This window comes from Streptomyces dysideae (assembly GCF_001514305.1).
GTDB classification, from domain to species: domain Bacteria; phylum Actinomycetota; class Actinomycetes; order Streptomycetales; family Streptomycetaceae; genus Streptomyces; species Streptomyces dysideae.
In genome coordinates, this window is the sequence record NZ_KQ949075.1 from 569462 (window position 1) to 593186 (window position 23725).

Sequence of the window (23725 nt, forward strand, 5' to 3'; positions counted from 1 at the left end):
ATGCGCATGCGTTCGGCCGCCGCGCCCCGCGCACATGGATACCGTCGGCGCCATGCCCGTCAGTGCACCACGAATCCCTGCACCAGGTGTTCCAGCAGGACACCAAGCTGCTCGTCACCTCGATGCAGGGCCTGCTCGGTCTCTCCATCGGACCGGTCCTGGAGATCACACCGCTCGACACCGTCACTACCGAGCTGATGCCGGTGGAGAGACGGGTCGACGCCCTGTTCCAGCTGGACACGGAGAAGACGCGCTATGTCGTGGCCTTGGAATCCCAGGGGAAACCCGACGCGGACAAGCGTCGCTCGTGGCCGTACTACCTGGCGTACCTCGGTGAGCGGTACGACGCCGACGCCGTGCTGATCGTGCTCACCGACGAACCGCTGACCGAGCGGTGGGCCGCACAGCCGATCGCCTCGGGTTTCCCGGAGCGGCCCTCGCTCATCGCCCAGCCGCACGTCCTCGGTCCGACCAGCGTTCCGCTGATCAGCAGCGCGGACGAGGCGCGCGGCGACATCGCCCTGTGGGTGCTGTCCAGCCTGGTTCATGGTCGCCGGCCGGCGAACGCTGGCATACTGACCGCACTGGCCCAGGAGCTCAAGGACATGGACCCCGACGAAGCGGTGGTCTACGCCGAGTATGTGGAGGCCGGCCTCACGGGCTCCGAAGTCGTCGAGATCTGGAGACAACTGATGAGCACCAAGATCTTCTACCGTTCCGCGGCAGCCCAGCAGGTCCGCGCGGAGGTCCGTGAGGAGGTCCGCGCGGAGGAGCGGGCGCAGGCGGTACTCATGGTGCTGGAACGGCGTGGGCTGGAGGTCCCGGACGGTGTGCGTGAGCGTGTGCTGTCCTGCCGTGACTCCGAGGAGCTCAGCGCTTTGGTGGACCGGGCCTGGGAGGTTACGCGTGCGCAGGACCTTTTCGGTGACTGACACCGGTGGCCTGAGCACCAAGATCTTCTACCGTTCCGCGGCAGCCCAGCAGGTCCGCAAGGAGGGCCGCGCGGAGGTGTGGGCGCAGGCGGTACTCATGGTGCTGGAGCGGCGTGGGCTGGAGGTCCCGGACGGTGTGCGTGAGCGTGTGCTGTCCTGCCGTGACTCCGAGGAGCTCGGCGTTGTGCTGGACCGGGCCTGGGAGGTCACGGAGGTCACGCGCGCGCAGGATCTCTTCGGCGACTGATATCGACTGACAGCCCCCATGCCCCTCAGCCTCACCGTCCTCGGCACCGCCTCCCCGCACCCCGCCCCCGATCGCCCCTGCTCCGGCTATCTGCTATGGGGCGGGGGCGCTGAGGTGTGGGTGGATGCGGGTACGGGCACGTTCGCGGAGTTGCAGCGGCACACCGATCCCCGGCGGCTCACGGCGATCTGGATCTCGCATCTGCACGCCGATCACACCACCGATCTACTGGCCGCCGTGTACGGGCTGGCCTATGGCGGCCTCACTCCGGACGCGCCGATTCCGGTCTATGCGCCGGCTGACTGCGGGCAGCGTCTCGCCGGGTTCTTCGGGCGGGCGGACGCCGGCTTTCTGAGTGGCATCCTCGACTTCCGCTCCCTGTACGACGGCCACACCGCCCGGCATGGCGACCTGCTGCTCACCTCGCGTGCCGTCGTGCACGACGTCGAGGCGTACGGGCTGCGGGTCGAGAGCGGCGGGCGGGTGCTCGCGTACTCGGGGGACAGCGGTCCCTGCCCCGCACTCACCGAACTCGCCCGCGACGCCGACCTGTTCCTGTGCGAGGCCGACATCGACGCACATCGCGAAGGCAAACAGGTGCACCTGACGCCCGAGGACGCCGGAACCGCCGCCCGCCGGGCAGGGGTTCGGGAGCTGTGCATCACCCATGTCGGGCCGACGCTCGCCCCGGAGGCAGCGACCGCTCGCGCCGCCGCGGCCTTCGGCGGGCCGACCCTCACCGCGCGCGAAGGCCACGAACTGCGCGTCTGATCGGCAACCACAACTTCCTTTGTCAGAAGCATTGACGAAACACAGGGACGCTCCTACCTTCAACGCGTCGTACTTCGTACGTCATATATGAGACGCGATACGTGAGATCCGATACGCGAGATCCGAGAGGCGCGCATGACCTCTGTGCCCACGCCGATCCCCTCCCGCACGCAGTATGTGCTGGAGGAGATCAAACGCCGCATCCTCACCGGGCAGTTGACGCCTGGTCAGGCCCTGGTCGAGACCGAGCTCGCCGCGCAGTTCGGGGTGTCCAAGACCCCGGTGCGGGAGGCGCTCAAGACCCTGGCCGGGACCGGGCTCGTCGTGATGAACCAGTACAAGGGCGTCACGGTGCGCATGGTGGACGCGGACATGGCGCGCGAGGTCTACGACGTGCGGCTGCTCCTCGAACCCGAGGCGCTGAAGCGGGCCGTGAAACGCGGGGCGTCCCTCGACGCCGCACGCGACGCGCTGACCCGCGCCGACGACGCCACCGACACCGCCGAACGGTCCCTTGCCAACCGGGAGTTCCACCGCGCCCTGTACCTGCCGTGCGGCAACCCGCTGCTCGGCCGGATGCTCGACGAGGTCCGTGACCAGGCGGCCCTCGTCTCGGCCGTCGCCTGGGCCGCCTCCCCCTCCTGGGAGCGGGAGGCGGGCGAGCACCGGGAGATCCTGCGGCTCGCCCTCGACGGTGACGCCGACGGCGCGGCGCGCGCCCTCCACGCCCATATCGCGTCGTTCGTCGAGCGGGCCTTCCCGGCAGCGGAGTCCGGGGCCCAGGGAGAGGACGGTCAGGCATGACAGCGACGTTCGAGACCCAGCGGACGGCCCTGGCCGACGTGGTGGCGATCCCGGTGACCCCGTTCGCCGAGGATGGCACCGTCGACCGGGACGTCCACCGGGCCCTGCTGCGTCGTCTCCTCGACGGTGGGGTCAGGACCCTCACCCCCAACGGCAACACCGGCGAGTTCTACGCCCTCGCCCCCGAGGAGCGGAAGCTCGTCACCGAGCTGACCATCGAGGAGGTCGGGCAGCGGGCGGCCGTTCTCGTCGGTGTCGGCCACGACGTGCCCACCGCCATCGCCTCCGCCCGGCACGCCCGCGAGCTCGGCGCCCAGATGGTGATGGTCCACCAGCCCGTCCACCCGTACGTCTCCCAGACCGGCTGGGTCGACTACCACCGCGCCATCGCCGCGGCCGTGCCCGAGCTCGGTGTCGTCCCGTACATCCGCAACGCCCAGCTCAGTGGCCTGCGCCTCGCCGAGCTCGCCGACACCTGCCCGAACGTCGTCGGCGTGAAGTACGCCGTCCCGGACGCCGCCAGGTTCGCCGCCTTCGCCCGGGACGCGGGACTGGAGCGGTTCGTCTGGGTCGCCGGACTGGCCGAGCCGTACGCCCCCTCGTACTTCTCCGCGGGCGCCACCGGCTTCACCTCCGGGCTGGTGAACGTCGCCCCCGCCGTCTCCATGAACATGATCGAAGCGCTTCGATCCGGGGACTATCCGGCCGCGATGAAGGTCTGGGAGCAGATCCGCCGCTTCGAGGAGCTGCGCGCCGCCAACGGCTCCGCCAACAACGTCACCGTCGTCAAGGAGGCCCTCGCCTCCCTCGGCCTGTGCCGGCGCGACGTCCGCCCGCCCAGCAGCCACCTGCCCGAGGACCAACGGGCGGAAGTCGCCGCCATAGCCGCCGGATGGTCGATATGAAGTCCCCGGAAGAGCTCAGAAGCCATCAGTGGTACGGCACGGACGGGCTCCGCTCCTTCAGTCACCGGGCCCGCACCCGCCAGCTCGGCTATCTGCCCGAGGAACATCTCGGCAAGCCCGTCATCGCCATCCTGAACACCTGGTCCGACATCAATCCCTGCCACGTGCATCTGCGGGACCGCGCGCAGGCGGTGAAGCGGGGGGTGTGGCAGGCCGGGGGTTTCCCGCTCGAGTTCCCGGTCTCCACGCTCTCCGAGACCTTCCAGAAGCCGACCCCGATGCTCTACCGCAACATGCTGGCGATGGAGACCGAGGAGCTGCTGCGGTCCTACCCGGTCGACGGGGCCGTGCTGATGGGCGGCTGTGACAAGTCCACGCCCGCGCTGCTCATGGGGGCGGCCTCCGTCGACCTGCCGGCCGTCTTCGTGCCCGCCGGGCCCATGTTGCCCGGCCACTGGCGCAACGAGGTCCTCGGCTCCGGCACCGACATGTGGAAGTACTGGGACGACAAGCGCGCCGGCCTCATCGGCGACTGCGAGATGGGCGAGCTGGAGAACGGCCTCGCCCGCTCTCCCGGCCACTGCATGACCATGGGTACGGCGTCCACGCTGACCGCCGCCGCGGAGGCCCTCGGCGTCACGGTCCCGGGGGCGTCCAGCATCCCGGCCGTCGACTCCGGGCACGACCGGATGGCCGCCAAGGCCGGCATGAGGGTCGTCGAACTGGTCCACAAAGACCGGAAGTTGAGCCACATCCTCACCCGGGACGCCTTCGAGGACGCCGTCACCACCGTCCTCGGCCTCGGCGGCTCGACGAACGCCGTCATCCACCTGATCGCCATGGCCGGACGCGCGGGCGTCAAGCTCACCCTCGACGACTTCGACCGCGTGGCCCGCACGGTTCCGGTCCTCGCCAACGTCCGGCCCGGCGGTCGGACGTATCTCATGGAGGACTTCCACTTCGCGGGCGGCCTGCCCGGGTTCCTCTCCCGGATCCCGGACCTGCTCCACCTGGACCGGCCGACCGTCTCGCACGACACGATGCGCGAGCAGATCGCCGGCGCCCAGGTGCACAACGACGATGTCATCCGGCCGCGGGACAACCCGGTCGCCGACGAGGGCGGGGTCGCCGTCCTGCGCGGCAACCTCTGCCCGGACGGCGCCGTCATCAAGCACATCTCCGCCGAGCCGCACCTGCTCAAGCACACCGGCCCCGCGGTCGTCTTCGACGACTACAGGACCATGCAGCGGACCATCAACGACCCGTCGCTGAACATCACCGCCGACAGTGTGCTGGTGCTGCGCAACGCCGGGCCCAAGGGCGGTCCGGGCATGCCCGAGTACGGCATGCTGCCGATCCCCGACCATCTGCTGAAGCAGGGCGTACGGGACATGGTGCGGATCTCCGACGCCCGGATGAGCGGCACGAGTTACGGCACCTGCGTGCTGCACGTCGCACCCGAGTCGTATGTCGGCGGACCGCTGGCCCTCGTCCGCACCGGGGACCAGATCACCCTGGACGTCGAGGCGCGCTCTCTTCAACTCAACGTGGACGGCGTGGAGTTGGAGCGCAGGAGGGCGGAGTGGACGCCGCCGCCCGCCCGTTACGAGCGCGGCTACGGCGCGCTCTACAACGAGCAGATCACCCAGGCCGACACCGGCTGCGACTTCGAGTTCCTGGCCCGTCCGGGCAAGGTCGCGGACCCGTACGCGGGCTGAACCGCAGCACCACCCATACGAACGCGCACACCCCTGCACAGAGAGAAAGCGCTTCCCGCACCAGATCGCACGACGCACGCACGACGCACGCACGACGCACGCACGCACGACGCACCAGAACGGAGAACTGTCATGGCCCAAGCCGCAGCCGTGGCGAAACCGCCCGCGCCACCCCGGCGGCGCCGTGCCTCCGCCACGCCGCGCAGGCTGCCGTACCTGCTGATCGCGCCGGCGGTCCTGCTGATGCTGGGCTTCATCGCCTACCCGGTCATCAGCGTCTTCTACTACAGCCTGCAGAACTACAACCCCACCAAACCGTGGCGGAACGGCTTCGCGGGCTTCGACAACTTCGTGCACGCCTTCACCGACGACCCGCTGTTCTGGGACACGCTGGTCTTCAGCGCCAAGTGGGTGGTCGTCGAGGTCGGGCTGCAGCTGCTGTTCGGTCTGGCGCTGGCGCTGATCGTCAACCAGACCTTCGCGGGGCGAGGGCTCGGCCGGGCGATGGTCTTCTCCCCGTGGGCCGTCTCCGGCGTGCTGACCTCCGCGATCTGGGTGTTGCTCTACAACTCCCAGACCGGCATCACCCGTTACCTCGCCGACATGGGCATCGGCTCCTACGGCACCAGCTGGCTTTCGGACACCGGGACCGTGTTCTGGGCCGCGGTCGTCGCCGACCTGTGGCGCGGCGTGCCCTTCTTCGCGATCCTCATCCTCGCCGACCTCCAGTCCGTCTCGAAGGACCTGTACGAGGCCGCCGAGGTCGACGGGGCCAGCCGGATCAAGCAGTTCTGGCACATCACCCTGCCGCACCTGAAGGACGCGATCATCCTGTCCACGCTGCTGCGCGCGGTGTGGGAGTTCAACAACGTCGACCTGCTCTACACACTGACCGGCGGCGGACCCGCGGGCGTGACCACGACGCTGCCGCTGTATATCGCCAACACCAGCGTCGACGCCCACAACTTCGGCTACGCGTCGGCCCTGACCACGGTCGCGTTCGTGATCCTGCTCTTCTGCTCGATCGTCTATCTGCGGCTGAGCAAGTTCGGAGGCGAGAACAAGTGACAACCAAGGAGGCCATCGCGGTCGCCCCCGCCCCCGCGCCCACCGTGCCCGAACCGCCGCGGCCGGCGAAGAAGAGCCGCCGCGCCTGGGACGAGGCCCCCCGCTGGCAGATCTACCTGCCGCTGGGCATCTACCTCGTCTTCACCCTGATCCCGTTCTACTGGATCCTGCTCTTCTCCCTGCGCCCGGCCGGCTCCACCTCGCTCGTGCCCTGGCCGATGACCTTCGACCACTTCGAGAAGGTCTGGACGGAGCGGAGCTTCGGCATCTACTTCCAGAACAGCGTGCTCGTCGGGGTCGCGACCCTGTTCATGACGACCCTGGTCGCACTGGCCGGCGGCTACGCGCTCGCCCGGTTCGACTTCAAGGTCAAGCAGGTCTTCATGCTGGCCCTGCTGTGCTCCCAGTTCGTGCCCGGCGCGCTGCTCCTGGTCCCGCTGTTCGAGATCTTCGCCGAGCTGCAGATGATCAACTCTCTCGGCAGCGTCATCATCGCCGAGACGGTCTTCCAGCTACCGCTGTCGATCATCCTGATCAGCAACTTCATCAAGAACGTGCCGTACTCCCTGGAGGAGGCCGCCTGGGTCGACGGCTGCGGCCGGATGAAGGCGTTCCGGATCGTCGTCCTGCCGCTGCTGCGGCCCGGCCTGATCGCCGTCGGCTCCTTCGCCTTCGTGCACTCCTGGAACCACTTCCTGTTCGCCCTGATGTTCCTCAACAACCAGGAGAAGCAGACCATCCCGGTCGGCCTCAACACCCTGATGGGCGCCGACAGCGTCGACCTCGGCGCGCTCGCCGCCGGCGGCATCGTCGCGGCCGTACCCGTGGTGATCGTGTTCGCCTTCATCCAGAAGTGGCTGATCACGGGCTTCAGCGCGGGGGCGGTGAAGGGATGAGACTCCGCCACATCATCGCCACCACCGCCCTGCTGGGACTGCTCGGCGTCCCCGCACACGCCGACGACGCCCGCGACATCAGCCGCGACACCCTGCCCGCGAACGACGGCTGGGCGGCGGCCGACGGCGGCACCACCGGCGGTGCGGCGGCCGACGACGCGCACGTGTACACGGTCACCGACCGCGCCGGACTCGTCCGCGCCCTCGACGGCGGCAGCGACACCCCGAAGATCATCAGGATCGCCGGGACCATCGACGCCAACACCGACGACGACGGCGACCGCCTCACCTGCGCCGACTACGCCACCGACGGCTACAGCCCGAAGCAGTACCTCGCCGCCTACGACCCCCGGACCTGGGGCTCCGCCAAGCCCAGCGGCCCGCAGGAGGAGGCCCGCCAGGCGTCGGCGGCCCAGCAGGCCGAGCGTGTCGCCCTGACCGTCGGCTCCAACACCACCATCGTCGGAATCGGTGACTCCGGGAACACAGCCGTCCTCAAGGGCGGCAGCCTCCAGCTCAAGGGCGCGAACAACGTCATCGTCCGCAACCTCGAACTTCGCGACGCCTACGACTGCTTCCCCGTCTGGCAGCCCAACACCGGCGGCCTCGGCGACTGGAAGACGGCGTACGACAACATCTGGCTGCGCGGCGCCACCCATGTGTGGATCGACCATGTGACCGTCAGCGACAAGGGTCACCCGGACGAGAAGGAACCCACCTACTTCGCCCGCAACTACCTCCGCCACGACGGCCTGCTGGACATCACCAACGCCTCCGACCTGATCACCGTCTCCTGGAGCCGGTTCGCCGACCACGACAAGGCGATGCTCATCGGCAACGGCGACACGGCGACGGGCGATCGCGGCAAGCTCCGGGTCACCCTGCACCACAACGAGTTCGAGTCCGTCGTCCAGCGTGCGCCCCGCGTCCGCTTCGGACAGGTGCACCTCTACAACAACCGGTACGTCGTCCCGGCCGACACCCACGACTACCGCTACTCCATCGGCGTCTCCACCGAGTCCGGTGTATACGCCGAGAACAACGCCTTCCACACCCCCGGCCACATCGAGGTCGCCGACCTGGTCAAGAGCTGGAACGGCACCGCCTTCCACCAGACCGGAACTCTCTTCAACGGCTTCCCGGTCGACTTGCTCGCGGTCTACAACGCCTACAACTCCGGCAGCGAAAGTGATCTCACGGCCGACGTCGGCTGGACACCTACCCTGCACGGAAAGATCGACAGCGCCGGAACGGCCGACCGAGAGGTGGCACGCGGCGCGGGCGCAGGGAGGATCCCATGAGCACTGCCGTACCCATCGTCCTGGCGGGCGCGCGCGGCCACGGCCGCTGGCACCTGGACAACATCCGCAGGCTCCAGGACAAGGGGATCGTCCGCCTGGCGGGCATCTGCGAGCTGACTCCCCTGACGAGAGCGGAGCTCCCGGAAGGCCTGGGCAGCCCTGAGCAGTCCGCCGACTTCGGCGTCCTTCTCGACTCGACCGGCGCCCGGATCGCGGTGATCTGCACGCCGATCCCGACGCACACCGACCTGGCCCTGGCGGCCGCGCGGCGTGGCGTGCACATCCTGCTGGAGAAGCCGCCGGCCCCGTCGTACGCGGAGTTCCGGCGGATGGCCGACGGGGTCGCCGAGGCCGGGGTCGTCTGCCAGATCGGCTTCCAGTCGCTGGGCTCGCACGCCGTGCCGGCGATCCGGACGCTGATGGCCGAGGGTGTCATCGGCGAGGTCGTCGGGATCGGCGGGGCCGGTGCCTGGGCGCGGGCCGAGGCCTACTACCGGCGGGCGCCCTGGGCGGGCAAGCGGCGGCTGAACGGCGTCGACGTGATCGACGGGGTGCTGACCAACCCGCTCGCGCACGCCGTCGCCACCGCCCTCGCCCTGGGCGACACCGTGCGCGCCGAGGACGTCACCGCCATCGAGACCGAGCTGCTGCGCGCCAACGACATCGAGTCCGACGACACCTCCTGCGTCCGCGTCACCACCGCGCAGGGCCGCCCGGTCGTCGTCGCCGCGACGCTCTGCGCCGAGGACCCCGACGACCCGTACGTCGTCGTCCACGGCGAGCGCGGGCGGATCACCTTCTGGTACAAGCAGGACCGCGTCCTTCTCCAGCGCGCGGACCACGGCCCCGAGGAGTTCGAGTACGGCCGCACCGACCTGCTCGAGAACCTGGTCGACCACCTCACCGACGGCACCGACCTGCTGGTCCCCCCGGACACGACCGGCGCCTTCATGAAGGTCGTCGAGGCCGTCCGCCTGGCCCCCGACCCGGCCCCGCTGCCCGAGCAGGCCTGGCAGCTGCTCCCCGACGAGCAGCGCCGGGTCGTCCCCGGCATCGACGGCCTGGCCGCGGCCGCCGCCGACACCCTCGCCCTCTACTCAGAGCTGGGCGCCCCCTGGGCTCTCCCGGCGAGAACGAAAGAGGTGAGCACCTGATGACCCCCCACGACACCGCGGTGCTGCGCGTCGCGGGACGCCCCGTCGGCCGGTACGTCACCCGGCCCGAACTGCCGGCCCGGCTCTCCCCACGCCCGTACCTGCACCCCGTCACCACCCTGGCCGGCACGGCGGTCACCGAACTCAGCCCCGCCGACCACACACACCACCTCGGCGTCGGTGTCGCCGTTCCCGACGTCGAGGGGCACAACTTCTGGGGCGGACGCACCTTCGTCCGCGACCAGGGCCCGACCGAGCTGGACAACCACGGCGCCCAGCGGCACACCGCCTTCCAGCTGCGCGACCCCGACGGCTTCGTGGAGGAGCTGCGCTGGGTCGCCTCGGGAGCCGAGCTGCTGCGCGAACGCCGTACGGTCGCGGCCACCGAACTCACCGATGTGGCCTGGGCGTTGGACTTCACCTTCTCGCTGACCAACGTCACGTCAGGCCCGCTGTCGATCGGCAGCCCTGCCACCAACGGACGCCCCGGCGCCGCCTACGGCGGCTTCTTCTGGCGGGCCCGCAAGGAGGACTCGGAGCCGGACGTCTTCACGCCGGACACCGAGGGCGAGGAAGCCGTCCACGGTAACCGCGCCGACTGGCTGGCCCTCGTCGGCACCGGCTGGACGCTGGTCTTCGCCGGGGCGACGGACCGGACCCGCCGGGACCCGTGGTTCGTGCGCACCGCCGAGTACCCGGGCGTCGGCTCGTCCCTCGCGCACGACGAGCGGGTGCCGATCGAGCCGGGCGACACCGTCGTACGACGTGTCGTCACCATCGTCGCCGACGGCCACCTCGACCGGGACGCGGCGGGTGCCCTGGTCCGCAAGGCGGTGAGCCCGTGACCACCGAGACCTACACCAACCCGATCCTCGACGCCGACTGGTCCGACCCGGACGTCGTCCGCGTCGGCGACGACTTCTACCTGACCGCCTCCAGCTTCGGCCGCGCCCCCGGGCTTCCCCTGCTGCACTCCCGGGATCTGGTCAACTGGACCCTGGTCGGCCACGCCGTCGAACGTCTGGAACCGGCGGAGGAGTTCGCCGTGCCCCGGCACGACTGCGGCGTCTGGGCACCCTCGCTCAGGCATCACGACGACCGTTTCTGGATCTTCTGGGGCGACCCCGACCAGGGCATCTTCCAGGTCAACGCCCCCGAGATCCGCGGCCCTTGGACCGGGCCGCACCTGGTGAAGGAGGGCAAGGGCCTGATCGACCCCTGCCCCCTCTGGGACGACGAGACCGGCGAGGCCTACCTCGTGCACGCCTGGGCCAAGTCCCGCTCCGGGGTCAAGAACCGCCTCACCGGCCACCGTATGCATCCCGACGGCACCGGACTCCTCGACGAGGGCAAGCTGATCGTCGACGGCGACCGGATCCCGGGATGGTTCACGCTCGAAGGCCCCAAGCTCTACCAGCACGACGGCTGGTTCTGGATCCTCGCGCCCGCCGGGAGCGTGGAGACCGGCTGGCAGGGCGCCTTCCGCTCGCGCGGGTTCTTCGGGCCGTACGAGGAGAAGATCGTCCTCGAACAGCAGGAAACCGACGTCAACGGCCCGCACCAGGGCGGCTGGGTGCGCACCCCGTCCGGTGAGGACTGGTTCCTGCACTTCCAGCAGAAGGGCGCCTACGGCAGGGTCGTCCACCTCCAGCCGATGCGCTGGGGCGCCGACGGCTGGCCGGTGCTCGGCGACGACGGTGCCCCCGTCGCCGTACACGCCAGGCCCGACCTGCCGCCACAGCCGGCCGCCGCGCCCGCCACTGACGACGACTTCCCCGGCGGACGCTACGGCCGCCAGTGGCAGTGGACGGCCAATCCTCCCCCTCTCTCGGCTTCGCTCGAGCGGGGGGACCCCCATGCCGGCTGGGCCACCCAGCACTCCGGGGACGGCCTGCGGCTGACCTGCGTCCGTTCGGCCGACGCGCACGACCTGCGCAGACTGCCGAACGTCCTCACCCAGCGGATGCCGGGCACACCGTGCGCGGTCGAGGTCGAGCTGCGACTCGACAGTGACGAGCCGGGGGCGCGGGCCGGGTTCGCGGTGCTCGGGGACGCGTTCAGCTGGATCGGACTCCAGCGGGGCGCGGACGGGGCGGTGCATGTCGTGCACCGGTTCGCGGAGGCGGTCGCTGAGAGGGAACGGGACGCCGGTCATCCGAGGCTCGCGCCCGAGGGGCGGGTGCGGCTGCGGGTCGAGATCGGAGCCGGGGCGCGGTGCCGGTTCTTCTACGACATCGGTGACGGCCCGCGGTCGTCGGGTCCCGTTTTCGCCGCCACCCCGTGGCGCTGGGTCGGCGCCTTACTGGGGTTGTTCGGTCTAGCTCCCGCCGGTCAGGGACACGCCGGCGCGGGGACGTTCACGCAGTTCAGGATCAACGCCTTGTAACTCACCCCACTTGTAACGCCTGTTGGGAGCCGCAATGACGCACCTCCGTAGCAAGCGCTTGCCAGGAGTCGGCCCGGGAGCCGGCAGAACCCTGGCCGCCGTCGTGGGCCTGGTGGCCGCACTGGGCCTCGGGGCGATCGGGGAGGCGAAAGCCGCCCCTGCCGCCTCGGACACCACGACGTCGGCCGCCCGCTGGACCGACCGGCCCCATGGTTTCGCCTCCGTCGCCGGCGGCACCACCGGCGGGGCAGGAGGCAGGATCGTCACGGTCACCGACCAGGCCTCACTCGTGAAGTACGCGGCGGCGGAAGAGCCGTACATCATCCGGGTGTCGGGGTCCATCGACGTCGAACCCTTCGGCTCAAACATCGTCGTCGGGTCGGACAAGACCATCGTCGGCGTCGGCGACACCGGCGAGATCGTCCACGGCGAGCTGCACCTCAACCCGGGCACCAGCAACGTCATCATCCGCAACCTGACGATCCGCGACTCCTACGTCGAGGGCGACTGGGACGGCAAGACCACCGACTTCGACGCGATTCAGATGGATACCGTCGACCACGTCTGGATCGATCACAACCGCTTCACGCACATGGGTGACGGGCTGCTCGACATCCGCAAGGACAGCCAGTACGTCACCGTCTCCTACAACCAGTTCACGAACCACAACAAGGCGTTCGGGATCGGCTGGACCACCAACGCCAAGACACAGATCACCATCGACCACAACTGGTTCACCGGCACCAAACAGCGCAATCCCTCCGCCGACAACTGCGCCTACGCGCACCTGTACAACAACTACTTCACGGACCAGGTGCACGACGGCGACCCGGTGTGGACGTACGGCAGCTGGGCGCGCGGCCGGACCAAGATGGTCCTGGAGAACAGCTATTACGACGGCGTCCAGCACCCCTACCAGGCGGACGCGACAGCCGAGTTGGTCGAGCGCGGGTCGATCCTGAGGAACACCACCGGTCGGCACGACGAATGGGGTGACGCCTTCGATCCGCGGGACTTCTACGGGTACCGGCTGGACCCGGCCACCGCCGTCCCGGCGCTGGTGACGCAGTTCTCCGGGCCGCAGGCACGGATCGGTGACTCCGTGACGCTGCACGTCCCGGGCGACTACCCGACCGTGCAGGCCGCTGTGGACGCCGTGCCGAGCGGGAACGCGAGCACGGTGACAATCGCGGTCGCGCCGGGCACGTACCGGGCGAAGGTGCACGTCCCCTCGAACAAGCCGAACATCGTGCTGCAGGGGACTGGACAAGATCGGTCCGACACCGTCATCGTCTACGACACGCCTGCCGAGTACGGCGGTTCCACCGGAAGCGCCACCGTGCGGATCGACGCCAACGACGTGACCGCGCGCAACCTCACCTTCAGCAACGACTTCGACGAGGCCGCGCACGAGCTCAGGGGCGAGCAGGCGCTGGCGATGAAGACGAACGGTGACCGGATCGTCTTCGAGAACACCGCCTTCCTGGGCAACCAGGACACCCTGATGACCAACAGCCCCAGGCTGACCACCGTCAGCCGGGTCTACATCCGCGACTCGTACATCGAGGGCGACGTCGACTTCATCTACGGACGCGCGACCACCGTCATCGAGCGCTCCGTGATCCGGGCGCTCAACCGCGGCTCAACCACCAACAACGGCTGGATCACCGCCGCCTCGACCTGGACGGGGAATCCGTACGGCTTCCTGATCACGCGGTCGGAGATCGTCAGTGACGCGCCCGACGGGAGCTTCCACCTCGGGCGGCCCTGGCACCCGGGCGGTGAACTGGAGGCCGTCGCGCAGGTGCTGATCCGGGAGACCGAGCTGCCGGCGGCGATCAAGTCCTCACCCTGGACCGACATGAGCGGGTTCTCGTGGAAGGACGCGCGGTTCACCGAGTACCAGAACTACGGACCGGGAGCGGCTGTCACCGCGGACCGGCCGCAAATGAGCGACGAGGACGCCGGAAGCCACACCGTCGCCGACTACCTCAAGGGCACTGACGGCTGGATGCCGTACGCCCGTCACTGACCCCCACAACTTCACATCTCTGTTTGATCCAGAAGAAGAGAGCCGACCATGAAGATCAACAATCGCAGGAGCAGCACAGGCGGGCGCCGCATGTCGGCCGCCGTCGCCCTGAGCGCCGTGCTCGCCCTGACCGCCACCGCCTGTGGTGACAGCGGCACGAGCGGCGACACGGGCGACGAGGGCAGCGGCACGGGAGAGATCGTCTTCTGGGACAACAACGGTGGTGTCCGCACCGACATCTGGAAGGAGATCATCGCCGACTTCAAGAAGGCGAACCCGGACATCAAGGTCGAGTACGTGGGGATCCCGTCCACCGACTACCAGTCCAAGGTGGACACCGCCATCCAGGGCGGCGGCCTGCCGGACGTCGGCGGCGTCGGCGCGGCGATGCTGGCCGGCTTCGCCGCGCAGAACGCGCTGGAGCCGCTGGACGACCGGTTCGGCAAGTCCTCGCTCAACGGCAAGCTCAACGAGGACATGCTGACGTCGATGAAGGCCGCGGGCGGCGGTGACGACAAGCTGTACTCGGTTCCGACCTCCGCGAACAACGGTGTGCTCTACTACCGGACCGATCTGTTCGACAAGGCAGGTGTGGACGAGCCCGCCACCTGGGAGAAGTTCTACGAGGCCGCGGAGAAGCTCACCAACGCCGGCAAGAACGAGTTCGGTTACACCATCCGCGGTGGCGCCGGCTCCATCGCCCAGGCCCTGGACGCCATGTACGGACAGTCCGGGATCACGTCCTTCTGGGACTCCAGCGGTGAGAAGACGACCGTCAACGACCCGAAGAACGCCGAGGCGCTGGAGAAGTACGCGGCCCTCTACAAGAAGGTCACGCCGGCCGCCGACCTGAACAACGACTTCACCAAGATGGTCGCGCAGTGGGACTCCGGCACGATCGGGATGCTGAACCACAACCTCGGCTCCTACCAGGACCACGTCAAGGCGCTCGGGGTCGAGAAGTTCCGCGGCATCCCGCAGCCCACGGGCCCGGACGGCAAGCGGGTCCAGGTCTCCAACCCGGTCGACGGCCTGGGCGTGTTCAAGACCTCCAAGAACAAGGAGGCCGCCTGGAAGTTCATCGAGTTCGCCGTCTCGCACGAGTCGAACTCCAAGTGGAACGAGTCGGCCGGTGCCATCCCGTCCCACACGGAGGCCGCGAAGGATGCCTGGATCTCCAAGGCCGAGCCGACCAAGCTGGCGGCGGAGGCGCTGAACGACGGGTCGACCTCGATCGTGCAGCTGCCGTACTACCTGCCCGACTGGAACTCCATCTCCAAGGCCGACAACGAGCCGAACTTCCAGAAGGTGCTCAACGGGGACATGAGCGCCAAGGACTTCCTGGACACGTTGGCCGAGCAGCTCAACGAGGCTCAGACCGAGTGGAATTCGCGTAACGGCTGATTCTGCTGCCGGGTTTCGCCGTAGGACGGCCTGTGGTCTGCAGGCTGCGGGCCGTCCTTGGCTGGTCGCACCTACGCGGCGGAGCCGCAAATCGGTACAGCCCAGCGCCCCTAGGGGCGCTGCCACCCCCCACGTTTGAAAGGCACCACTGAACGCACATCCCCAGAAAGGCACTCCCCCGTGTCGCTCACCCGTAGACAGATCACCCTGGCCGCCCTGGCCGCCGCTCCGCTCGCTCTCGCGGCCACCGGTACGGCTCACGCCGGATCGGGTCACCGCCCCCGCACCCTCTTCATCGCCGGTGACTCCACCGCCGCCCAGAAGTACGCCGACGCCGCGCCCGAGACCGGGTGGGGTATGGCTCTCCCCTTCTTCCTGCACAAGGACCGGCCCGTTTCCAACCACGCGGTGAACGGGCGCAGTTCGAAGAGCTTTGTCGATGAAGGTCGGCTTGACGTCATCCTCGCCGCCATCCGGCCCGGCGACTTCCTGCTGATCCAGTTCGCGCACAACGACGAGAAGGTCAGCGACCCCGCTCGGTACACCGAGCCCTGGACGACGTACCAGGACTATCTGCGCATGTACATCGACGGCGCCCGGGCCCGTGGGGCGCGGCCCGTGCTCGCCACCTCCGTCGAGCGTCGCCGGTTCGACTCGGCCGGCAACGCCAGGCCGACCCACGGCGAGTATCCGGCGGCGATGCGCGCGCTCGCCGAGCAGGAGCGCGTGCCGCTGCTCGACCTTCAGGCCCTGTCCCTCGCGCTGTGGCAGCAGCTCGGCGTCGAGGAGACGAAGAAGTACTTCAACTGGACCGACACCGAGCAGGACAACACGCACTTCAATCCGCCGGGCGCGATCGCCGTGGCGCGTCTCGTGGCACAGGAGCTGCTGCGCACGCGTGTGCTCGGCCCGCAGGACGTGCACCGGCTCGACGAGGAGATCCCGGAGTCCTGGATCACCTGGCCCGAAGCCGCCGCGTAACCGAGTCCCCCAAGAGCAGAAGAGAGAGCCGCACAGTGAACGCACATGTCTGGCATGCGCATGCCATGGGAAGAACGGCCGTGCTCGTCGGCTGCACCGCGCTCGTCCTCGGCCTCACCGGGGCGAGTGCTCAGGCGCACGGCCGTGATCTCGGTCGTGAGGTCCTCGCCGCGGGCGACGGCTGGGCCTCGGAGGGTGCGGGGACGACCGGCGGTTCGGCCGCCGACTCCGCGCACGTCTACACCGTCACCACCTGGGAGGAGTTCAAGGCCGCTCTGAAGGATGGCGGCGACGCGCCCAAGATCATCAGGGTCAAGGGCATGATCGACGCCGTCTCCCGGGGCTGCGACGCCTTCGCGGCCGAGGGCTACGACTTCGAGCAGTACCTCGCCGACTACGACCCCGCCGTCTGGGGCAACGACACCCCGGTCAGCGGCGAGCAGGAGGACCTGCGCGACGCGTCTGCCGACAACCAGGGCAGGGCCATCAGGGTGAACGTCCCCTCCAACACCACCATCGTCGGTGTCGGGAAGGGCTCCGGGATCCTCGGCGGCAGCCTTCAGGTCAAGGGCGTGGACAACGTCATCCTCCGCAACCTCGCCGTCGAGGCCCCGATCGACTGCTTCCCGCAGTGGGACCCGACCGACGACAACAAGACCGGCGCCTGGAACTCCGAGTACGACGGTGTCGTCGTCTACGGCTCCACCCATGTGTGGCTCGACCACAACACCTTCACCGACGGGCGCTACCCCGACAGCACCCTGCCGTCGTACTTCGGGAAGGTCTTCCAGCAGCACGACGGGCTGGTCGACATCGTGCGCGGCGCCAACTACGTGACCGTGTCCTGGAACTCGTTCAAGGACCACGACAAGACCATGCTGATCGGCAACAGCGACAGCGCCGCCGCGACCGACGCCGGCAAGCTCAAGGTCACCCTGCACCACAACCGCTTCGAGGGCATCGTCGAGCGTGCGCCGCGCGTGCGGTTCGGGCAGGTCGACTCGTACAACAACCACTTCGTGGTGACCGAGGACCAGAAGTTCGGCTACGTCTTCGGCATCGGCATCGAGTCGCGGCTGTACGCCACCGACAACGCGTTCTCCCTGCCGGCCGGCGTCAGCGCGGCCCGGACGCTGAAGAAGTGGAAGGAAGCGCCGCTCACCGCAGAGAACAACTACGTCAACGGCAAGCTGACCGATCTGATCGCCGTCCACAACGCCGAGATCCCCGAGGAGACCCTGCAGTCGGGCGCCGGATGGACGCCGACCCTGCGGACGAAGGTCCATTCGCCGCAGGCGGTGCCGTGGATCGTCGACGCCCTCGCGGGCGCCGACCGGCTGTACTGACGTACCCCGACGGGCCGGGGCGCGCGTCGCCGCCCCGGCCCCGGCAACCCCCCCTCCGCGAGGCAGTACCCGACCCATCCTGTGCACGAGCCGCACCTCGAAGGAGCACAACCATGCCTTCACCCCACCTCCAGCTGCCCTTCTCCAGAAGGGGATTCCTGATGGCGAGCGCCGGTGCCGGCGCCGCGCTCGCCCTCGGGCCGGTCCCCGCACGGGCCGCCGACGCCCGGTCCTGCCCCTTCGGCCGTTATGGCTCCCCGGCCGACCGCCTGACCGAGCGAACCCTGTACGTCGACTCCCACGGCCAGGGCGACTTCACCACCGTCCAGGCCGCCGTCACCGCCGCGACCGGCAGCGGCTGGACCCTCGTCATCGCGCCGGGCACCTACCGGGAGACGGTCTCCGTCGACCGCTCCCGCACGGAGATGACCTGGCTCGGCGCCGGCGACGGCCCGCGTGACGTCGTCATCGTCTACGACAACGCGGCCGGCACCCCGAAGCCCGACGGCTCCGGCACCTACGGCACCACCGGCTCGGCCACCACCACCGTCCGGGCAGACGGCTTCACCGCCCACCGGATCACCTTCGCCAACGACTTCCTGCGCGCCGAGCACCCCGAGATCAGCGGCACCCAGGCCGTCGCCATCAAGGTGCAGGGCGACCGCTCGGCCTTCCACCACTGCCGCTTCCTCGGCCACCAGGACACCCTGTACGCCGACTCCAACTCCTCCACCCTCTTCGCCCGCCAGTACTTCTCCCACTGCTACGTCGAGGGCGACGTCGACTTCGTCTTCGGCCGGGCCACGGCCGTGTACGAGCACTGCCACTTCCGCACGCTCACCCGCACGGACCTCTCCTCGGCCCCGTACGGCTTCGTCTTCGCCCCCTCGACCGAGGGCGCCAACCCGCACGGCTACCTGGTCCTGCGTGGCCGGGTGACGAGCGAGGCCCCCGACGCCCACTACAAGGTGGCCCGCCCCTGGGTGCCCAGCTCCAGCGCCACCGCCCGCCCCATGCTCACCGTCCGGGAGACCTGGCTCGGCCCCGGCATCGACGCGGCCGCGCCCTACGCCAACATGCGCGCCGACCACCCCTGGCAGGACCAGCGCTTCGCCGAGTACCGCAACACCGGCCCCGGCGCAGAGATCACCGTCCCCGAGAACCGGCCCCAGCTGACGGACGAGGAGGCCGCGGCGCACACCCGCGAGGCCTACCTGGGCGGCTGGGCGCCGTGGAAGGAGTGCTGAGATGCGCCGGCGCACACTGCTCGCCGGAATCGCCGGCGGCCTGGTGGCCGCCGGCACCGCCCCCGCCTTCGCCGACGCCCGCCGCCGCGTCCTGCACGTCCGTCCCGGCGACTCCGTCCAGGAGGCCGTGGACGCGGTGGACGGCCCCGGCTGGACGATCGTCGTGCACCCGGGAACCTATCGCGAGGTCGTCAAGATCCCGGCTGAGAAGGCTGAGCTGACTCTGCGTGGCGCCGCCCGCGACCCACGCGCCGCGGTGCTCGTCCACGACAACGCGAACGGCACGAAGAAGCCCGACGGCACGACATACGGCACCGCAGGCTCGGCCACCTTCACCTCGGCGGCCCCCGGCCTGACCGTCCGCGACCTGACCCTCGCCAACGACTGGCTGCGCGCCGACCATCCCGACATCACCGGCACCCAGGCGGTGGCGGCGTACGTGACGGGGGACCGGTCGTACTTCGAGAACGTCCGCCTCCTGGCCCACCAGGACACCCTCTTCGTCGACACGAGTGCCCTCGACGCCTTCGACCGGCAGTACTTCCACCGCTGCTACATCGAGGGCGACGTCGACTTCGTCTTCGGGCGGGCCACGGCCGTCTTCGAGGACTGCCACTTCCACACCCTGCAACGGGAGGTGAACTTCATCCCCAAGGGCATGGTCTTCGCCCCGTCCACGGCCCGCGCCAACGCCTACGGCATCCTCGCCGTCCGCTGCCGCATCACCTCCGGCGCGGAGGACGCCGCGTACAAGCTGGCCCGCCCGTGGGTGCCGTCGTACGAGACGACCGCGTGGCCGTCCCTGGTCGTGCGGGACACCCGGATCGGGCCCGGCATCGACCCGGTGGCGCCGTACACCAACATGCGGGAGGCCTATCCCTGGCAGACCATGCGGTTCCGGGAGTACGGCAACAGCGGCCCGGGTGCGGTGATCACTGTTCCGGAGAACCGGCCTCAACTGACGCCCGGTGAAGCCGAGTTGCACACCAGGAAGGTATATCTCGGCGACTGGCGCCCCCGTGCGTAGGGCCGCTGTCGCCCTCCTCGCCTGTTTGTGCCTGTGCTGGCCGACGTCGGCCTCCGCCGCCCCCGGCCCTGGGCGCGAACCCGTCGGCTGGGCCGCCACCGGCCCCGGCACCACCGGCGGCGCGGGCGGCACGACCTGGACGGTGCGCACGCGCGCCGAGCTCAAGGAGGCCCTGGCCAACCGGGGCGACCCCACGGCACCCAAGGTGATCAGGGTCGTCGGTGACATCAACGGCCATGAGGCGGACGACGGTTCGCTGCTCGGGGAGCAGGACTACGCGCCCGGATACGACCTCGCCAAGTACATGTCCTGCTTCGGTGCGGACGGGGCCGTCTGGTCCGACACCCGTCACGACTACTGCAAGCAGCAGCGGCAGCTCCGGCAGACGGGGTCGAACAGGGAGAAGGCCCAGATCCAGCTGACCCTGCCGAGCAACACCACGCTCGTCGGTGCCGGCGACGACGCCCGCCTTCTCGGGGTCTTCCTGACGGTCAACACCGGCACGAACATCATCGTCCGGAATCTTCATCTCGAGGCCCCCGTCGACCACTTCACCACCTGGTCGCCGGGCGACGGCACACAGGGCAGCTGGAACGCCCGCTTCGACGCCATGACCGTCGTCACCGGCAAGCACATCTGGGTCGACCACTGCACCTTCACCGACGGCCGCTTCCCGGACCGCTCGGCGCCCATCGGCTTCCACGGCGAGCGCGTCCAACGGCACGACGGACTGCTGGACATCGAGGACGGCTCCGACTTCGTCACCGTCTCCGGCAGCCGGTTCGACGACCACGACAAGGCGATCCTCATCGGGTCGGGCGACGGGCGCGGTGACCGGGACCGGGGGCATCTCAAGGTGACCTTCGTCCGGAACCTCTTCACCGGCATCGCGCAGCGCGCCCCGCGCGTCCGCTTCGGGCAGGTGCACGTCGTCAACAACGTGTACCGGGGACGGGCGGACGGCACCCTCTACGCCCTCGGCGTCGGCGTGGAGTCCTCGATCTTCTCCGAGCGCAACGTGTTCCGCTACCGGGGCGGTTCCCCGTCCCTCACCGTCGCGCACTACGGCGGCGCGCACTTCCGCGACACCGGCTCCTGGTTCAACGGCCGCCCCGCCCACCTGAACGAGGTGGCGACCGGCCTCGGCCTCAGTACCGGCGTCGGTTGGCACCCCGCCGACGTCTACGACTACCGGCCCCTCACCTCCGCGGCGGCGGTCGAGCGGTACGTCCTGCGGCACGCCGGGACCGGGAGGCCGTATGGACGCCTGTGAACTCCCCGGCTTCCATCAGGCCCTCAAGGACGAGCTCGACTTCCCCCTCGCCTGGGGCACTTCGCCCCTCCGTGACTTCCAGGCGTGGCAGCGGGCCGCACGGGACAAGGTCGAGGAGCACCTCGTCGTCGAACGGCAGGACGGGACGCCATATGCCCCCGCATACGGCGAACCCTCCCAAGGCGACGGCTACACCCGGCAGTTGCTGACCCTCTCCCTCACCCGCCACACACGTGTCCCCGGCGTCCTGCTCACCCCGCACGGCACCGGCCCCTTCCCCGCCGTACTCCTCCTCCACGACCACGGAGCCAGGTTCGACATCGGGAAGGAGAAACTCGTCCGGCCCTGGTACGACGACAATCGCCTCGCCTCTGCCCAGGCATGGGCCGACCAGCACTTCAGCGGGCGCTTCGTCGGCGACGAGCTGGCCCGGCGCGGCTATGCCGTCCTCTGCCTGGACGCGCTCGGCTGGAGCGACCGCGGACGTCTCACCTACGAGCGGCAGCAGGCCCTGGCCGCCAACCTCTACCAGCTCGGCTCCTCCCTCGCCGGGCTCATGGCGCGCGAGGACCAGCGCGCCGCCGCCTTCCTGGCCGGCCTCGACCGCGTGGACGCCCGCCGCGTCGCCGCCGTCGGGTTCTCCATGGGCGGCTACCGCGCCTGGCAGACCGCCGCGCTCAGCGACCACATCGCCGCCGCGGCGAGCGTCGGCTGGATGACCGGGCTGAAGAAAATGATGGTGCCCGGCAACAACGCGCTGCGCGGGCAGTCGTCATACCACATGCTCCACCCCGGGCTCGCCCGATTCCTCGACATCCCCGACGTGGCGAGCATCGCCGCCCCCAGGCCGATGCTCTTCCTCGCCGGCGAGCAGGATCCGCTGTTCACCGCCGAAGGCGTCCAGGCCGCGTACGCCAAGCTGCGCGCCGTCTGGCAGTCCCGTCACGCCGAGGAGCGGCTCCGTACCGAGATCTGGCCGGGGCTCGGCCATGTCTTCACCGAGCCGATGCAGGACGAGGTCCTCTCATGGCTGGGCTCCGTCCTGTGACCGTCCCCATCCCCACCCCGCACGACGAAAGGACCCGCACTCCATGTCTCGTCGTACCGCTCTCACGGCCACCGCGGCCCTGATCCTCGGCGCCGGACTCGCCGCCCTCCCCACCCAGGCGCAGGCCGCCACCGTGGTCGTCAGCAACTCGGCCGACCTGTCCAACGCCATCAAGAACGCCACGCCCGGCACCGTCATCCAGGTCCGCGGCGGCACCTACTACCCGACTGCCACCCTGCAGTCCACGGCCAACGGCACCTCCTCGTCGCCGGTCACGCTCACCGCGTACGGCTCGGAGACCGTCAAGATCGACGGGTCCTCGCTGCCCTCCGGCTCCTGGATCTTCAAGCTCACGGCCGACTACTGGAACGTCTCGAAGATCACCTTCCAGAACTCCCCGGACAGCGCGGTCGTCTGCCAGTCCTGCACCGGCACGAACTGGAACAACATCAGGACCATCAACGGCGGCGACTCCGGCTTCACACTCACCGGCGACGGCACGGTCAACAACACCGTGAAGAACATCGACAGTTACGGCCACTACGACGCCGCCACCCACGGCGAGAACGCCGACGGCATCGCCGTCAAGTACGGCTCCGGCAGCGGGAACCTCATCACCGGGGCCCGCCTCTACAACAACTCCGACGACGGCCTGGACTTCTGGTCCTTCTCCTCGGCGGTCACCGTCGAGCACACCTGGGCCTTCGGCAACGGCAAGAACCGCTGGGGCGACTCCGCCTTCGCGGGCGACGGCAACGGCTACAAGCTGGGAGGCGACGGCGAGGTCGTGGCGCATGTCATCAACAACTCCGCCGCCTGGGACAACGCCGGCAACGGCTTCACCGAGAACAGCAACAAGGGCGCCATCGTCATCAACCGCACCACCGCCTACGCCAACGCCAAGTGGGGCTACTACTTCGCCACCGGCGCCGCCCGCCTCGGCAAGAACCTCGCCGTGAGCAACGGCGGCGGCTCGGTCAACAAGGGCGGCTCGGTCGTCTCGTCCGGCAACAACTGGGACTCCGGGATCTCCACCCCGTCCTTCCGGTCGACGGACGCGACCACCTGCTACAACGCCCGCCAGTACGACGGCTCCCTGCCCGCCACCACCTTCCTGACCACGGGCAGCACGACCATCGGGGCGACGATGGACTGACCGAACCAGGACGCGAGGCCCGCTTTCGT

21 protein-coding genes are annotated in these 23725 nt (G+C 69.5%); all 21 read left to right on the forward strand.

Going from position 1 to position 23725, the window contains the following annotated elements; all coding sequences use genetic code 11:
* The first annotated feature begins 62 nt into the window (after positions 1 to 62).
* Positions 63 to 932, forward strand: a complete 870-nt coding sequence (locus AQJ91_RS02575) for a hypothetical protein (RefSeq protein WP_067015564.1) — start codon at positions 63 to 65, stop codon at positions 930 to 932.
* Positions 925 to 1179: a hypothetical protein gene (locus tag AQJ91_RS02580; RefSeq protein WP_079084625.1), complete on the forward strand. Its 255-nt coding sequence runs from the start codon at positions 925 to 927 to the stop codon at positions 1177 to 1179. The genes AQJ91_RS02575 and AQJ91_RS02580 overlap by 8 nt, the downstream gene beginning before the upstream one ends.
* Before the next feature lie 18 nt (positions 1180 to 1197).
* Positions 1198 to 1950, forward strand: coding sequence for an MBL fold metallo-hydrolase (locus AQJ91_RS02585; RefSeq protein ID WP_067015567.1), 753 nt, complete (start codon positions 1198 to 1200; stop codon positions 1948 to 1950).
* Between the two features lie 135 nt (positions 1951 to 2085).
* Positions 2086 to 2754, forward strand: coding sequence for a GntR family transcriptional regulator (locus tag AQJ91_RS02590; protein ID WP_067015570.1), 669 nt, complete (start codon positions 2086 to 2088; stop codon positions 2752 to 2754).
* A complete protein-coding gene (locus AQJ91_RS02595) occupies positions 2751 to 3659 on the forward strand; it encodes a dihydrodipicolinate synthase family protein (RefSeq protein WP_067015573.1) in 909 nt (302 codons plus the stop codon). Before AQJ91_RS02590 ends, AQJ91_RS02595 begins: the two co-directional genes overlap by 4 nt.
* Positions 3647 to 5377: an L-arabinonate dehydratase gene (gene araD / locus AQJ91_RS02600; protein WP_067015576.1), complete on the forward strand. Its 1731-nt coding sequence runs from the start codon at positions 3647 to 3649 to the stop codon at positions 5375 to 5377. Before AQJ91_RS02595 ends, araD begins: the two co-directional genes overlap by 13 nt.
* Before the next feature lie 132 nt (positions 5378 to 5509).
* On the forward strand, positions 5510 to 6445 hold the full coding sequence (locus AQJ91_RS02605) for a carbohydrate ABC transporter permease (protein ID WP_067015580.1): 936 nt from the start codon (positions 5510 to 5512) through the stop codon (positions 6443 to 6445).
* Positions 6442 to 7341: a carbohydrate ABC transporter permease gene (locus tag AQJ91_RS02610; RefSeq protein ID WP_067015583.1), complete on the forward strand. Its 900-nt coding sequence runs from the start codon at positions 6442 to 6444 to the stop codon at positions 7339 to 7341. Before AQJ91_RS02605 ends, AQJ91_RS02610 begins: the two co-directional genes overlap by 4 nt.
* On the forward strand, positions 7338 to 8642 hold the full coding sequence (locus AQJ91_RS02615; protein WP_067015586.1) for a pectate lyase family protein: 1305 nt from the start codon (positions 7338 to 7340) through the stop codon (positions 8640 to 8642). Before AQJ91_RS02610 ends, AQJ91_RS02615 begins: the two co-directional genes overlap by 4 nt.
* Positions 8639 to 9796 (forward strand): Gfo/Idh/MocA family protein, encoded by a 1158-nt coding sequence (locus tag AQJ91_RS02620; protein ID WP_067015589.1) that lies wholly within the window; start codon positions 8639 to 8641, stop codon positions 9794 to 9796. The genes AQJ91_RS02615 and AQJ91_RS02620 overlap by 4 nt, the downstream gene beginning before the upstream one ends.
* Positions 9796 to 10641, forward strand: coding sequence for a DUF6807 domain-containing protein (locus tag AQJ91_RS02625; RefSeq protein ID WP_067015592.1), 846 nt, complete (start codon positions 9796 to 9798; stop codon positions 10639 to 10641). The genes AQJ91_RS02620 and AQJ91_RS02625 overlap by 1 nt, the downstream gene beginning before the upstream one ends.
* Positions 10638 to 12182, forward strand: coding sequence for a glycoside hydrolase family 43 protein (locus tag AQJ91_RS02630; RefSeq protein WP_067015595.1), 1545 nt, complete (start codon positions 10638 to 10640; stop codon positions 12180 to 12182). Before AQJ91_RS02625 ends, AQJ91_RS02630 begins: the two co-directional genes overlap by 4 nt.
* Positions 12183 to 12216: 34 nt before the next feature.
* The gene (locus AQJ91_RS02635; RefSeq protein WP_067015598.1) at positions 12217 to 14214 is read left to right on the forward strand and encodes a pectinesterase family protein; all 1998 of its coding nucleotides are present in this window, start codon (positions 12217 to 12219) and stop codon (positions 14212 to 14214) included.
* 48 nt (positions 14215 to 14262) lie between these two features.
* A complete protein-coding gene (locus tag AQJ91_RS02640) occupies positions 14263 to 15618 on the forward strand; it encodes an ABC transporter substrate-binding protein (RefSeq protein WP_067015601.1) in 1356 nt (451 codons plus the stop codon).
* Between the two features lie 180 nt (positions 15619 to 15798).
* Positions 15799 to 16599, forward strand: a complete 801-nt coding sequence (locus AQJ91_RS02645) for a rhamnogalacturonan acetylesterase (protein ID WP_067015604.1) — start codon at positions 15799 to 15801, stop codon at positions 16597 to 16599.
* A 65-nt stretch (positions 16600 to 16664) separates the two neighbouring features.
* Positions 16665 to 17945 carry a pectate lyase family protein gene (locus AQJ91_RS02650; protein ID WP_067015607.1) on the forward strand — a complete coding sequence of 427 codons (1281 nt, stop codon included), beginning with the start codon at positions 16665 to 16667 and terminating at the stop codon, positions 17943 to 17945.
* A gap of 113 nt (positions 17946 to 18058) precedes the next feature.
* Positions 18059 to 19192, forward strand: a complete 1134-nt coding sequence (locus AQJ91_RS02655; RefSeq protein WP_067015610.1) for a pectinesterase family protein — start codon at positions 18059 to 18061, stop codon at positions 19190 to 19192.
* Position 19193: 1 nt separating this feature from the next.
* Positions 19194 to 20219, forward strand: coding sequence for a pectinesterase family protein (locus tag AQJ91_RS02660; RefSeq protein ID WP_067015613.1), 1026 nt, complete (start codon positions 19194 to 19196; stop codon positions 20217 to 20219).
* The gene (locus AQJ91_RS02665) at positions 20212 to 21492 is read left to right on the forward strand and encodes a pectate lyase family protein (RefSeq protein WP_067015617.1); all 1281 of its coding nucleotides are present in this window, start codon (positions 20212 to 20214) and stop codon (positions 21490 to 21492) included. The genes AQJ91_RS02660 and AQJ91_RS02665 overlap by 8 nt, the downstream gene beginning before the upstream one ends.
* Positions 21479 to 22540 carry a dienelactone hydrolase family protein gene (locus tag AQJ91_RS02670; RefSeq protein WP_067015620.1) on the forward strand — a complete coding sequence of 354 codons (1062 nt, stop codon included), beginning with the start codon at positions 21479 to 21481 and terminating at the stop codon, positions 22538 to 22540. Before AQJ91_RS02665 ends, AQJ91_RS02670 begins: the two co-directional genes overlap by 14 nt.
* Before the next feature lie 43 nt (positions 22541 to 22583).
* Positions 22584 to 23696, forward strand: a complete 1113-nt coding sequence (locus AQJ91_RS02675; RefSeq protein ID WP_067015623.1) for a right-handed parallel beta-helix repeat-containing protein — start codon at positions 22584 to 22586, stop codon at positions 23694 to 23696.
* Positions 23697 to 23725: the final 29 nt, after the last annotated feature.